Origin of the sequence: Pseudomonas sp. AU11447 (assembly GCF_001672555.2) — a bacterium.
Classification (GTDB): domain Bacteria; phylum Pseudomonadota; class Gammaproteobacteria; order Pseudomonadales; family Pseudomonadaceae; genus Pseudomonas; species Pseudomonas nitroreducens.
In genome coordinates this window covers 56,047-69,238 of record NZ_LZDG02000032.1, presented here as the reverse complement: position 1 = coordinate 69,238, position 13,192 = coordinate 56,047, and the positions used below count along the sequence as shown (strand labels likewise).

Annotated in this window: 17 protein-coding genes; 16 read left to right on the top strand and 1 reads right to left on the bottom strand. The window is 56.1% G+C overall.

The window, feature by feature from the left end:
• The first annotated feature begins 239 nt into the window (after positions 1–239).
• From A6723_RS09965 to A6723_RS31195, 5 genes are all read left to right on the top strand, one after another.
• Complete coding sequence (locus tag A6723_RS09965; protein WP_064979626.1) at positions 240–1,115, top strand: restriction endonuclease; 876 nt, start codon at positions 240–242, stop codon at positions 1,113–1,115.
• A gap of 113 nt (positions 1,116–1,228) precedes the next feature.
• Positions 1,229–1,675 (top strand): hypothetical protein, encoded by a 447-nt coding sequence (locus tag A6723_RS31695; protein ID WP_139092946.1) that lies wholly within the window; start codon positions 1,229–1,231, stop codon positions 1,673–1,675.
• The gene (locus A6723_RS31690) at positions 1,657–2,268 is read left to right on the top strand and encodes a hypothetical protein (RefSeq protein WP_139092945.1); all 612 of its coding nucleotides are present in this window, start codon (positions 1,657–1,659) and stop codon (positions 2,266–2,268) included. The genes A6723_RS31695 and A6723_RS31690 overlap by 19 nt, the downstream gene beginning before the upstream one ends.
• On the top strand, positions 2,265–3,383 hold the full coding sequence (locus A6723_RS31200; RefSeq protein WP_082450779.1) for a nucleoside triphosphate pyrophosphohydrolase family protein: 1,119 nt from the start codon (positions 2,265–2,267) through the stop codon (positions 3,381–3,383). The genes A6723_RS31690 and A6723_RS31200 overlap by 4 nt, the downstream gene beginning before the upstream one ends.
• Positions 3,380–4,045 (top strand): uracil-DNA glycosylase, encoded by a 666-nt coding sequence (locus A6723_RS31195; RefSeq protein WP_082450778.1) that lies wholly within the window; start codon positions 3,380–3,382, stop codon positions 4,043–4,045. The genes A6723_RS31200 and A6723_RS31195 overlap by 4 nt, the downstream gene beginning before the upstream one ends.
• Before the next feature lie 122 nt (positions 4,046–4,167).
• On the opposite strand, the gene A6723_RS09960 is transcribed toward A6723_RS31195, so the two are convergent.
• Positions 4,168–4,500, bottom strand: a complete 333-nt coding sequence (locus A6723_RS09960) for a hypothetical protein (RefSeq protein WP_054909849.1) — start codon at positions 4,498–4,500, stop codon at positions 4,168–4,170.
• Positions 4,501–5,134: 634 nt separating this feature from the next.
• On the opposite strand from A6723_RS09960, the gene A6723_RS09955 reads away from it, so the two are divergent.
• The 11 genes from A6723_RS09955 (at position 5,135) to A6723_RS09910 (ending at position 13,034) form a co-directional block, all read left to right on the top strand.
• Positions 5,135–5,407 (top strand): hypothetical protein, encoded by a 273-nt coding sequence (locus A6723_RS09955; protein WP_054909848.1) that lies wholly within the window; start codon positions 5,135–5,137, stop codon positions 5,405–5,407.
• A gap of 146 nt (positions 5,408–5,553) precedes the next feature.
• On the top strand, positions 5,554–5,886 hold the full coding sequence (locus A6723_RS31185) for a DUF5447 family protein (RefSeq protein WP_082450776.1): 333 nt from the start codon (positions 5,554–5,556) through the stop codon (positions 5,884–5,886).
• 440 nt (positions 5,887–6,326) lie between these two features.
• The gene (locus tag A6723_RS09945; protein WP_054909846.1) at positions 6,327–6,755 is read left to right on the top strand and encodes a hypothetical protein; all 429 of its coding nucleotides are present in this window, start codon (positions 6,327–6,329) and stop codon (positions 6,753–6,755) included.
• Positions 6,756–6,770: 15 nt separating this feature from the next.
• Positions 6,771–6,932 carry a hypothetical protein gene (locus A6723_RS32100; protein ID WP_156356619.1) on the top strand — a complete coding sequence of 54 codons (162 nt, stop codon included), beginning with the start codon at positions 6,771–6,773 and terminating at the stop codon, positions 6,930–6,932.
• Positions 6,933–7,181, top strand: coding sequence for a hypothetical protein (locus tag A6723_RS09940; protein ID WP_054909845.1), 249 nt, complete (start codon positions 6,933–6,935; stop codon positions 7,179–7,181).
• A gap of 13 nt (positions 7,182–7,194) precedes the next feature.
• Positions 7,195–7,434 carry a major capsid protein gene (locus A6723_RS09935; RefSeq protein WP_024763395.1) on the top strand — a complete coding sequence of 80 codons (240 nt, stop codon included), beginning with the start codon at positions 7,195–7,197 and terminating at the stop codon, positions 7,432–7,434.
• Between the two features lie 502 nt (positions 7,435–7,936).
• On the top strand, positions 7,937–8,872 hold the full coding sequence (locus A6723_RS09930; RefSeq protein ID WP_139092944.1) for an attachment protein: 936 nt from the start codon (positions 7,937–7,939) through the stop codon (positions 8,870–8,872).
• Positions 8,873–8,875: 3 nt separating this feature from the next.
• Positions 8,876–9,232, top strand: coding sequence for a DUF2523 family protein (locus tag A6723_RS09925; protein WP_054909843.1), 357 nt, complete (start codon positions 8,876–8,878; stop codon positions 9,230–9,232).
• Positions 9,233–9,235: 3 nt separating this feature from the next.
• Positions 9,236–10,522 carry a zonular occludens toxin domain-containing protein gene (locus tag A6723_RS09920; protein WP_054909842.1) on the top strand — a complete coding sequence of 429 codons (1,287 nt, stop codon included), beginning with the start codon at positions 9,236–9,238 and terminating at the stop codon, positions 10,520–10,522.
• 239 nt (positions 10,523–10,761) lie between these two features.
• On the top strand, positions 10,762–12,054 hold the full coding sequence (locus A6723_RS09915; RefSeq protein ID WP_054909841.1) for a hypothetical protein: 1,293 nt from the start codon (positions 10,762–10,764) through the stop codon (positions 12,052–12,054).
• Complete coding sequence (locus tag A6723_RS09910; protein ID WP_054909840.1) at positions 12,051–13,034, top strand: tyrosine-type recombinase/integrase; 984 nt, start codon at positions 12,051–12,053, stop codon at positions 13,032–13,034. Before A6723_RS09915 ends, A6723_RS09910 begins: the two co-directional genes overlap by 4 nt.
• Positions 13,035–13,192: the final 158 nt, after the last annotated feature.

The window sequence follows — 13,192 nt, the reverse complement described above, 5'->3', positions numbered from 1 at the left end:
GGCTACACCGGGACTTGAACCTGGGACATCAGCATTATGAATCGCATGAGAGGCACCCCGTGCGCGCCCGAAGCCTTGTAAATCAGGCCTTTCAAAGGCGACAAAACCTCACTTCGACAGGCTGTTTCTGACAATTGGCGTTATGTAGTCACCCTAGAGTCTTTACGGGTACTAGCGTCTCAGGATAGCTTCCATGTATGGCCTCTGGCCATGAATGGATGCGTATTTAGGAGACACGGATGGCTCGTCGCCGCAGAACCTCGCTCATCGAGGACCTCATCGAGATCGCTAGCCGCCTACCCTGGTGGGTGAGCCTGCTCATTGCCTTGGGCAGCTGGCTCGTTCTTCACCCTATCGCCAACAGTCAGCCCGAAGTCCCCAAGGACTTGCACCAGATGGGGCAATCAGTTGCCGGGCAGCTCATTCGTACTTTTGCCTTTTTCGGCCAGTTCGTGCTGCCGGCGGTATGCGTGATTGGAGCAATTGGCTCTGTGCTTGCCAGGGCCGAACGCAAGAAGCTGCATGCAAACGTGACGAATGCGCGCGAGTCAGGGAAAACCATTGAAGGTATCAGCTGGCGCGAGTTTGAGCTGTTGGTGGGCGAAACCTTCCGCCGTAAGGGGTTCACCGTTATCGAGAAAGGCGGTAACGGACCGGATGGTGGCGTTGACCTCGTGCTGCACTTGAGAACGGACAAGTACCTAGTTCAGTGCAAACAGTGGAAGGCTATTAGCGTTGGTGTCACGGTTATTCGAGAGTTCTTCGGTGTGATGACTGCGGAAGGAGCCGCAGGAGGTTTCGTTGTGACCTCGGGAAGATTTACTGCAGAAGCTAAATCGTTCGCTGATGGTAGAAATATACAGCTAGTTGACGGCGCCTTGCTTAAAAGGTGGATAAGCAATCTATCTGAAATTATGCAACCCGCTTCAAAAAATAAAAATGATGATACTGGTCATGCACGTAGTTTATGCCCCCCTCATTGCCCCGCGTGTAACGAACGAATGGTGATTAGAACTGCCAGACGAGGATCCTATGTTGGGTCTGAGTTTTGGGGGTGTACTAAGTTCCCTGTTTGTCGGGGGACAAGAGATCTATTGACCTCAACAGACAAGTAAGTCATCGGGCTGTGCCTTATACAACCACTCTTCAGGGAGGAGATGAATAAAAATATTAGGCTTTGGGTTTTTGTTTGCCTTTAAAAATCTCGAAATTGAGTAGGAGTTTTTATATGAATGTTCTTGCCCTTCTAAACAAAAGTGAACTCGCTCTCGTTGGGGAGATTGAGCAGGTACTTTCCGATTCAGCTTGCAATATTGATATTCTTGAGCTTGCAAAGCCTTTCGATTCTGAATGCACACAGAGGGAAGAGATAATTTCCCGCCTAACTGATGCCAAGGTTCTTGTATATTTTGGATCTCGAGAGAATGAAGGAAACAAATGTATTGACCTTGCATTGATTGAGGCCGCAAGGTTGAATATAAAAGTTATTTGCATCTCCCTTGATCAAGGTGCGGAAATTGCTTCCGGATTTGAACAATTGGGAGATGTTTTAATTCCTAATATTGCAGCCCTTCCCGAGGCAATTGCCGAGCAGCCCCGGGAATGGCAAAACGGTGACGGCACTATGAGAGAGGATCGTCCATTCAAAAGATATAAATGCGGCAACAAGAAATGAGAATTTTCTCATATGTAGTCGCTAGAGATTATGGATTTGCGCCAAATCCATTCCATGGATTCTGTACGCTGGCCACGTGTAAGCCTCAGATAAGAAAGCATGCGAATGTAGGAGATTATATTGTTGGTATAACCCCTAGAGATATGGGGAATAAGATTTGTTATGTGATGGAGGTTGGCTCAAAAGTAAGTTTTGATGAGTACTGGGAAGGAGAGCAATATCAGGCTAAAAAGCCAAGACTTAACATGTCTTATAAGTATTCATTCGGGGACAACATATACCACAGAAAGAGCGATGGTACTTGGCATCAAGAAAATTCCCATCATACCAACGAGGATGGTAGCCCAATTCAGGAAAACATTGATGCAGATACCGGAACTACAGACAATGTTCTGATTGGTAGTAATTTTTCATACTGGGGGAAAGATGCAGTTGATTTGCCGCCAGAATTTAATGCGTTAATTGTTGCGCGCGCCCATAAGTGTGAATTCTCTCGAGAGTTTGTCGATAGCTTCTTGGTTTGGTATAGGGGACAGATTAAAGGACAGATATCTACTCCGGAAAGATGGACAAAAAGAGGGACTTTTATATGACTCTTGTTAGCTTTTTATCGGACTATGAGCGAGACATTGAACCTACCGATACTCTTGGGGATGATGCAGATGAATTAATAGTTTTTGGGCTATTTGGGGAGGTGGGAAGCGTTCTGTCTGTGTCAAAAAAAGCACGGCGTGACGCAGGGGCTTTTGACACAAATCACTCATTTATAGAAGAGCTTGGAGACGTACTTTGGTATTTCTGCCGTTTGTGCAGCAGGAAAGGATTAACTTTGAGCACCGTTGCTGCTCCTTTTATTAGTGGGAAGCCTTACCAACTTGCCCCTACGGGAATAAAGAGATTTCCGCTTGCACTTGTGCCATCGCCGGTTGAGATCAGCGTGATTGAGGCCAGTACTGCACTTGGTAAAAATGCGGCAGTAATTTTAGAGAAGTCGGAAACATCTATAGATCAAGCGGCGCTCTCTGGCTTTTTTGAAAGCTATATCGCTTTGATGTCGGCATCAGGTGTCAGTTTTAAAGCAGTCGTTGACTTCAACCTGGATAAGTCATTGAGCAGATTTTCTCCCATAGACTTATCTAGTTCGCCAGACTTTGATGCTGAAGAACATGTAGATGAACAGTTGCCGAGGAAATTTGAAATTGAGGTAAGCCAAAGATCCAATGGAAAAACATACATGAAAATGCATGGTGTTTTTATCGGTGACCCTTTAACCGATAATATTGCAGTTGAAGATGGATATAGATTTCATGATGTATTTCATATGGCTTATGCTGCCATTTTGCATTGGTCACCGGTGTTCCGAGCACTACTGAAGCAAAAAAGGAAAAGTAATCCCGGAGTCGATGAGTCACAGGATGGTGGAAGAGCTATTGTTATTGAGGAAGGGTTGAGTGCGTGGGTGTTCTCTTTGGCAAAAGAGAATGACTATTTTGAAGGGCAGGACAGAATATCCTTCGATGTTCTAAAGACAGTTAAGCAATTTGTTAAGGGGTATGAAGTTGAGCGATGTTCATATAAGTTGTTCGAAAAGGCAATTTTGGATGGCTATAGCGTATTTCGGGAGCTAAAAAAATATAAGCAGGGAACGATAATTGGTAGTAGAATTGAACGTTCAATAACTTTTCGGCCTGCCGAGGGCTGCAAATGAAACCGAAAGAATTTGCCCGAAGATTGTCGGCAGTTACTACCAGTAATAGCTTCAATCCTTACTCGCAGGTTTGCAGTGCTTTTGATGTTAAAGCGGCAGATAAGATTAGATTTCAATTGCTTTTGGGTATGTTGGAAAAAGCTGCTTCTGTTGAAGTCGACGCTATATGGATTGGGAGAGATTTGGGTTACCGAGGTGGGCGTCGCACGGGACTAGCGTTAACGGATGAGATCCATGCTGAAGAATACGCAGAGCGATGGTCTCTATGTGCGCAGAGAACTACTAAGGGGGAACCCTGCAAAGAGAGAACAGCATCCGTGATATGGGATGCGTTAAGGTGTATCGAAGATAATATATTTCTTTGGAACGTGTTTCCGCTTCATCCTCATGAAGTCGGGGAACCGTTTTCGAATAGAAGCCACAATGCTGCCGAGAGAAAGATCGGCGAAGAAATTTTAACGGAGTTGGTTGCCATCCTCCGGCCTCGGCGATTAATTGCAGTGGGGAATGATGCCGTTTCATCTATAAGTAGAGTGGCTCCTAAGATAGCGTCTGCCAAGGTCAGGCACCCAAGCTATGGGGGGCAAAATATTTTTTTGAAGCAAATAGAGACACTGTATGGTGTTAGCTGCCTACCGATAATGCAAGGGGAACTTTTTTAAGAGAATTAAAAATTCCCGCTTAGATGTGCATTTATTTTTGTATTAGAGGTGCGTTTTAGCTGGATGCTTTAGAGCCTTTGTTGCGGTTCGTGCTGGCTTTATATGGCGAAACTTTTATTGCACTACCAGGTTTTTTCTCTGGTTCCTTCAGTACACTCTTTGACGTCATCGTCGATTACGTTGCCAGGCTTAATACACTCCTTCATGGATTTGCGTACCCCTCTATTGGCTTCCCTGTCGCGTTGAGCCTGCATCTTGAGGTTTCTTCTGGCCCCTTCTGCCAGTGGCCCTTTTCCGTCGGCAAGGCCTTGCATGATGCTTTTCTCGAGATATTGTGCCGGTACTTCGATGATGGGCTTCATCGTTTCGGCAGCTTCGGCGAGGGCGGTTTTCTCTTCGGCGGATGCGAGGGGGGCGCAGCTCAGGATGGCAACGCTGGTCAGTATGGTTTTCATCTGATTCACGTCCTTGTAGCGGAGAGTTGATTGAGCCCGGCAAATAGGGGCTTAGCCAGACCATATGCTCGCGGTATCCAGCGTCAATCGGAAAAGACTGAAATGCGGAGAGCGGTACCTACTCCATGGTCATACGCTTCACCGTCTTACTAGCTGTAGCAGGCTTGGCCTGTGTTTCTGCTTCATTCCTTCTTGGCGGATTTCTCTCGGGCGTACCAGCGCCTAGCTACCGTCTGAGTAATCTCTATCCCGCGTCGTGTCCGCCCAAGTTTCGATCAGCTTCATCATATTCCGGGCTTCGGTGCCCATTTTCGGGTTCAGTCCGTCCCGATATCAGCCACAGCGCGTAATGAGGATATGCGTCCGCCAAGATGCCGACCTCCTCAGTACTAATCCTGATCTTCCCGCTACTGATATTTCTCCAGCGATCGTAGTTCTTTCCGCCAAGCTCACTTAGGTGCTTAGGACCAAGCGTTCGGATCAGTTGAAGCGCTCTATTTCGTACAGAATCCATCGACTTTTCTCACGGAGAGTAACCTTTACGCACGCAATTTGCGGGGGTAGCCTTTACTCATGCGTAAATTTTACTCCAGCTAACCGCTGGGAACGTCCGACCCGATTATAGGGAGTTCGTATGGAAGATTCTGGAATAGTGGGGTTCACCGTCACTGGCGCAGTTGAAAAGGTTACGGACTTCCGTACCGCTCCGTTCTGCTCCCAGGCGGTATTCGCTCAGATGCTGGGCCTGGAAGACATCACGGAAGACGTGGTGCGCGGTTGGGTCGAAACCAAGACAGTGCCGACCGCTAAGATCGGCCGCCGCCGCGTCATCAACCTCCACAAAATTCGCCGCGACCTCGACAAGGGCAAGTCGATCTTCTGTCAGGGGGATTACGACGATGAATAAGCTCCGTCGCCGCTCACCCACCAAGCCTCAGCGCCTCGCAGCAGCCCGCACCAAGGCCGACCAAGCCGGGGTAGCTGCCTTCCGAGTTCTCAACGCCAAGCTGATCGTGCGCCTTCAATGCCGCGCCGTGGGGGAGGTGCCCGCCAATGCTCCCGAGCAAGTACCTGCACCGTCCACACCCGGAGGGCTGCGACTGCTCTGTCTGCTGGTCCCGTCGCGAACTGGCGAAACCCGTTCCCTCCCAGTCCACACCCTGTACCGAGTGCCGCCGTACGCGGGTCTTCGCGGTCGTTATTACGATGAAGCAGGTCGCGGGTGTGTGGCGTTCTATCCACTCGACGTACCGGGTGGAGCCGGGTTCTACCTGCGCGAAACACATGCCCGCACGCCGTCCCCCGAAGTACTGGCACGTTGTCTACGACAGCGGCAGGCCCACACCCTTCGTGCCCATACACCAGCCATTCGAGTGGGAGGGCTGAACAGTGGTCACTGATCCGCTACCTCACCTCATTTTCTGGCTGGTGCTGCTGACATATGCGCTGATGTTCGTGCGCTACCACGCTCGCCACACCATCCCCACCTGGGCCAATCAGGTCAGGGGCCGCCGCACCGGCTTGTCCGAACACGCTTCACCGTTCGGTCAAACGGAGCGCCGGGCGAAGCGCACCCTTGACCGCGCTCCCCCCTGAACAGCCTCAGCTCGGGAGAGTGGGGTAGCTCCACCACCCCGCGCTCCTGAGCCCTCGGCGGCGAGAGCGGGATGGTAAGGGCAGCGCCCTTGCGACGTTGACCTTCGCTCTCCAGCCCAATCACCACCCGTAAACCCAAGGCACCACCACACCCGCTGAATGACGGCCACCACGCGCCCAAATTGCAGCAGCGGGCCAACTCATGCCCGAAAAAGGCAAAGGAGCTTCACATGAACATGTTTGCCACCACCGGCGGCGTAGTCGAACTCTGGGTCACCAAGACCGACACCTACACCTCCACCAAGACCGGCGAAATCTACGCCAGCGTCCAGGCCATCTCCCCGATCCCCGAAGGCGCTCGCGGCAACGCCAAGGGCTTCGAGATCAGCGAATACAACATCGAGCCGACCCTGCTGGACGCCATCGTCTTCACCGGCTCCCCGGTGCTGTGCAAATTCGGCAGCGTCGTCCGCCCCACCCAGGACCGCTTCGGCCGCACCACCAATACCCAGGTGCTGACCGAACTTCTGAGCGTGGGCAAGGACGCCACCACGCAACCCCGCCAGCCCTCTGTACAGCAGCCCACCCACCGCCCGACCCAGCAGCCGGCCAGCGACAAGCCAGTCGCTGAGAAGCCCGGCGACCAGCAGAAGAACTAACCGGGAGACAGGCACATGAACGTGGACGGCTACCTCTTCTGTGATCGCTGCGGCAGCGCCATCGGCCACCTGTGGAACGAACCGGTAGTCGCCCCCGCTCTGCTGCCCGAACCCACCCGCCACATCTGCCCGGACTGCATCGAGCTGACCGAGCTGAACGACGTGGAGGACGAGTGAATGGGCGTTGTTGCCATACAGGTCTGCACCAGCTGGGCGTCCACCGCGGACGGCCTGATGCGCTGCCAGCAGCTCGAATGGCAACAGGCCTACCTAATACCGCCCGAAGCCGCCGGAGCCGTGGAGCTCCTGGCCAACGGCGGGTTTTCCCTGGAGGCCTTCAGCATCGGTGCTGCGGGCGTCCTGGGAGCCTTCGTGACGGGCCTGCTGACGGGCTGGGTCGCGTCACTTCTCCGTAAAGCCCGCTAGAGAGGTAACAACCATGAACGCACTGCAAAACATCAACCCGGTAACTGCCTTCCGCAACCTGTGCATCGCCGGCGCCGTGACCGCCGCCAGCTCTGTCCCAGCCTGGGCCGGCAGCGTCATCGACACCTCGGCGGTGGAAAGCGCCATCAGCGACGGCAAGCAGGACATGTCCAACATCGGCGGCTACATCGTCGGCGCCCTGGTCATCCTCGCCTGCGCAGGCCTGATCTACAGCATGTTGCGCAAGGCGTAACCGGTGCTGTGGTCGGTGTGGTTGGGGGCGTTCTTCGCCGGCGCCTTCATCACCGGGTACCGCTGCGGCGAATTCTTCTGATCGCACCCAATGTGCCGAACTTGAGCCCCGCTTCGGCGGGGTTCTTTTTTGAGGATGCGCTATGCGCGCGCGTTTTTTCCTACTGCTGGTGATGGTGAGTTCCGCATTCCCTGCCAGTGCCGAAACCTATTACTGGTTGATGGGTGGAGGGATGCCGCAGATATTCAAAGCTGCCATGAGGGCTCCTACGCCTGCTCAGCTTTGTCAGAGTGCGCTGATAGAGAAGACTTTCTCGCCGGCAAAGTTGACGATCGTTAAGCCTGATCGTGGCGTCTGCTCCACCACGTCGCCATCAGGTCTTCTCTATGAGCAGGGCATTTTCCGCTCTGGAGATTCTTGCCCTAATGGGCAAGTCTTGAGCGAAGAAACACTCGGATGCGCCTGCCCACCCGGCCAGGAGCAGAACACCGCCGGAATGTGCGTGGAGCCCCCGCGTTGCGACACCGGCCTCGACCTGCTTACCCGCGGCTCCGACTTTCCCGCCACGAACGTTTCCGGCCGCGTCTACATCCTCAGCTCTCCTCCCTCCAGCGTGTGCAGCGCCGGCTGTCAGTACACCTCGGCCAGCAGCAAGGCCAGCTCCTGCTATCTGGTCAGCGGCTCGACTGACACTGGCTTCTGCAACTACTCCATGACCAGCGACGGCGAACGCTGCAGCGGTGACGCCCCCCCCGGCCCGGACGTGGGCGACCCGCCGAATCCGGACGACACCTCCGAAACACCCAACCAACCCTCAGACCCCGACGATCCCGGCTGCTCGCCTGGCCAGGCCTGGTCCGGCAGCGCCTGCGTGACTGAACCCACCGGGGAGGGTGACGAAGGCGATGGCACCGATGACGGCGAAGGCGACGACTCCGGAGATCCCTGCGACATCGAGGGTGATTGCTGGGACGAGGACGACGGCGGATCTGGCTCGGGCAACGGCTCAGGCAACGGTTCCGGAAGTGGTAACGGTGACGACGACGGCAGTGACGATGGCGGCGGTGAAGACGACGGCGAGGGCGAATGCGACCCAAGCCAGGGTTACGTCTGCGGCGATGGAAAAGGCCCCGAATCGACCCTGAACACCCCCGACGTCGGTAGCTGGGACAAAGCCAACGAAGAGTGGGACCAGCGCCTCGACGAAGCCAAGAAAGAACTCAAGGACAAGGTCAAGGCCAACGTCGACCAGATGAAGAACGCCTTCAACCTCCAGATCTCCGCCGGCGGCGGTCAGCTGCCCTGCGACTCCATCAGCGTATGGGGCAAGTCCTACCGCTTCTGTGTCGCCGACTACGGCGAGCAACTCATCAACCTGCGTCTCGCGCTGCTGCTGATGGCCGCCGTCATCGCCGCGCTCATCATCCTCAAGGACTGACTCATGGAATGGTTATCGGGCTTCCTCGACCAGATCATCGGCTTCTTCCAGTGGCTCTGGAATTTCTTCGCCCAGGGCATCTACGACTTCGTCAAGGACGGCCTCGTGGTCGCCACAAAGGCCGCCATGGTCGCAGCGCTGCAGACCTTCCTCCTGCTGATCGACGTCAGCTTCACCGTCGCCAACGACCTGATCGAAGGCCTTGGCGTCGGCCAGCTGGTGCGCTCCATGTACGCCGCGCTACCGGCCCCCATCGCCTCCGCACTGTCGTTCTTCGGCGTGCCGCAGGCCCTCAACATCATCTTCGTCGCGGCCGTCACGCGCTTCTGCATGCGCTTCGTGCCCCTCATCGGCAGGTGACCCATGTCCATCAAGATTCACCACGGCCCCAACGGCTCGTACAAGACCTCCGGCGCGCTCCAGGACGATGCCGTCCCGGCACTCAAGGAAGGTCGCGTCATCATCACCAACGTGCGCGGCTTCACCCTGGAGCGCGCCTACACCGTCTTCCCCGATCTGCCTAACACCTCGCAGATCATCAACCTCGATCTCGAATCCCTGGCCGACCTCGACCGCATGCGCAGCTGGTTCCAGTGGGCGCCCCGCGGCGCGTTCCTGATCTTCGACGAAACCCAGCTGCTGTTTCCCAAGTCCTGGCGTGAAAAGGACCTCGAGAAATTCGACTACCCCGGCGGCCCCGAAGCCGCGCACGAAGCCGACCGCCCCATGGGCTGGCTCGATGCCGGGACCCGGCACCGGCACTTCAACTGGGACATCGTCCTGACGACCCCGAACATCAGCTACATCCGCGACGACATCCGCATGACCAGCGAGATGGCCTACAAGCATTCCAACCTCGCAGTGATCGGCATCCCCGGCCGCTACAAGGAGGCCCAGCATGACGCCCAGCTCAACCGACCACCCGCCGACGGCACCATCGTCGAATACAAGCGAATCAAGCAGCAGACCTTCGCCCTCTACCAGTCCACCGCCACCGGCAAGAACCAGGACACCAAAGCCGGCAAGAGTCTGCTCCGGTCCCCTAAGCTGGTTTTTCTACTGGCACTGCTGGCCTGCACTATTGGCTTTGTCAGCTATATGGGACCTCTCAAGGTCATCGGCGGCAACGCTGCTCAAGCCCCTGCCAAGCCTGCTGTGGCATCTGCTCCGAGTGCTGCTGCGCCCTCTGTTCAAACCGCTGCTGTGGATCCTGCGGCGCGTCCTCCTGCGCCTGGGGCTGTTCCTGCTCAGCCTCTATCTGGTCGGCCAACTGATCCGCCTGCTGAACTGAGCCCGCATCCCTTCGCCGGCCGCAGCATCACCATCACTGCCCACCTCTACAGCAAGAAGAAAGGCGACCAATACATGTTTGCCTTCCTCGATGCAGATGGCCGTCAGCTGGACCTGACCAGCTGGGACCTGGTCGGCTCCGGCTATGCCATCCGCAGCAAAGGCGCCTGTGTCGCCGAGCTGATGTACGAACAGTGGAAGCAGACCGTCACCTGCTCCGGAGCCCTGCCACGGCCGGCGATCTCGAACGCTCCGCTCACGCTTGCAGCAACGCCCACCACCAGCCCGCCAACGTCACCGCAGCAGATCGTTGTGGTACCCGACAGCGAATACGCCTCACGCCCCTGGAGGAAGCAATGAACCTGCCTGGACTGATCAACGCCCTTGGGCTGCTCGTGCTCGCCTTTGCGCTCGGATTCTTCACCGCGTTGCAGCTCGTGCAGCCGATGGCGCCGTTTCCTTTCTGAACGGGCGTGCCGCGCCTCCGGCCGGGAGCGTAAGGCACGAGCGGTAGGCCGGAGGCGCGGCCGACGCCCCTGTAACACGTCGGATAGCTAACGAGTAAGCACCTCAATAAACCTCATTGAAGGTACGAAAGAATGAAAAAGGCAGTTCACCCCCTTCGCCTGATCCTCAAGGAGAACGGGGATTTTTATGAGTCGTCCGAAGGACGGATTTTCATGGACCCGAGCAACGGCAGATTCGCCGACCTGTCGGGTGTGCGCCTGCTGCGCTGTGGCGTCGATACCGTGCGGCAGCTGTACAACGGCATGATCCGCCCGGAAGTGATGGCGCTGTTTGATGAGCCCGAGGATCTGGTCAACTTCGCCGGCTACAAGTGGGCCAAGGGTCGTATCGGTCGGGACTCGGGCTACCAGTACCGTCTGCAGAACGCCGACATGGGCCTGATCCTGCTGATCAAGAACCACAACGTGAAGCTCGAAAACATCGGCCCGCACCTCAAGATTGAAGTGTCGCCACACGCCCTGGATGGTGCCGATCCGAAGATCCTGCAGGGCGTCATGGATGACTTGGCCGCTGGTGTGCTCTCGGCCTGCGAAGTGAATCAGTGCGCGGTCCACATCGCCCTGGACGTGCAGGGCTGGACCCCGCCAGTGGACTTCGTGGACCGCATGCACTGCCGGTCCCGGCGTGTACGCCAGATCAGCGGCATCGACCGCATCGAGTACGACGGCAACGCCTCGGTTTACGGGCGTGGTGAGACCTTCATGTTTGGCTCGGCCAACGGCCTGCAGATGTGCCTCTACAACAAGACGCTACAGGCACGGGCCACCGACAAGCTCGACTATTGGGAATCGGTGTGGGCCTCCCTGAATGGCGATCCCTTCGGCGATGGCGAACCCGCCTTCAATCCGCTGGAAACGGTATGGCGTATCGAGTTTCGCTATCACCATTCCATCATCCAGCAGTTCTCCGAAGGCTCCACGATGACCTCTGGCGAGGTGATCGGCTGCCGCACCTATGAGGGCCTTTGCCCGCACCTGCAAGGCCTCTGGCAGTACGCCTGCGACAACTACAAGCTCATTTCCCGGGAAGGGATCTTCGACGCCTTCTGGTCGCTGATCAGCCTCGACACCAAGGTCCAGGTAGAAGCCGATCCGCTCATCGAACGCACCGAGTACCGCCGCTACTACAAGACCGCCCAAGGCTTCTCCGGCAAGAACTGCGAAATGTTCCTGGGCCAGTTCGCCAGCCTGATCGCGCGGGAGCGCATCCCACCAAAAAAAGCGCTTGAGGTCGGGAGAACGCTTCCCTTCTGGCATGTGATCGAAGACCACTACACCGCCAAGGGCTACAGCACTCGCGACCTCGAAAAGCACGTCATCGGGTTGATCAACGATCGCTACATCAGGCGGGGCTACGCGATATGACCGCGCGCAAGGATGGGAAGACGTGGACGGCTGACTTCTACGAGAACGGTCGCTCCGGTCGCAGGATCCGCAAGAAGGGCTTCGCCACCAAGTCCGCCGCCATTCGCTACGAGCAGGACTTCTTCACCGTCCTGGGCGAGACAGGCCGCCCGCTGGATGATCGCCTCTCCGATCTGGTGAAGGTCTGGTACGACCTCCACGGATGCACCCTGAAGGACGGTAAACAGCGTCTGGCTCGCTGCCACGCATTGGCTGAACGCCTTGGCGATCCGCAGGCCTTCGAGTTCGATTCGCTTGCGTGGGCACGCTACCGGCAACGCCGTCTGGCTGAGGTGAAGCCGGAAACGGTCAACCATGAGCAACGCTACCTGTCAGCGATCTTCTCCGAGCTGATCCGCCTCGGCTCATGGCACAAGGCAAACCCGCTGGCCAACGTCCGGCAGATCAAGACCGATCAGGTCGAACTGACTTTCCTCACCCTGGATCAGGTCGCCCAGCTCCTTGAGGAGTGCAAGGCCAGCACGAACAACCACACGTACCCGGTCGCTCTCCTGTGCCTCGCTACGGGTGCCCGCTGGGAAGAGGCCGAGAGCATCGCCCGTGGGGCCGTGCATGGGGGAAAGGTTCACTACCACCGGACCAAGAACCGCCAGAGCCGCTCAGTGCCGATCCCGGCCGAGCTGGAGCAACTGATGTTCAAGGTAGGTATGCCTGGAACTGGCCGCCTGTTCATGCCGTGCCGCGCCGCGTTCCGCTGCGCCTATGAGCGCTGTGGGTTCCAGACGCCGGGCCAACTGACCCACATCCTCCGCCACACCTTCGCCAGCCATTACATGATGGGAGGAGGGGACATCCTCACATTGCAGCGGATCTTGGGGCACTCGTCGATCACGATGACGATGCGGTATGCGCATTTGTCACCGGAGCATTTGGAGTCGGCAATGCGGCTATCGCCAGTCGCACAAGCCAGCATTTTTTAGTTGTTGATGGTTGAAAGGGGCGACATAAGGGGATGGACTAATATTTATATGAAGTGCGGGGCGTTGCATGTGCATGATATCAATAGAGAGCTGTATATAAGTGAATATGCTGTGGCCAGCACTGCCCAGATATCTGAAGATCAATTTTTTGCTTTTAT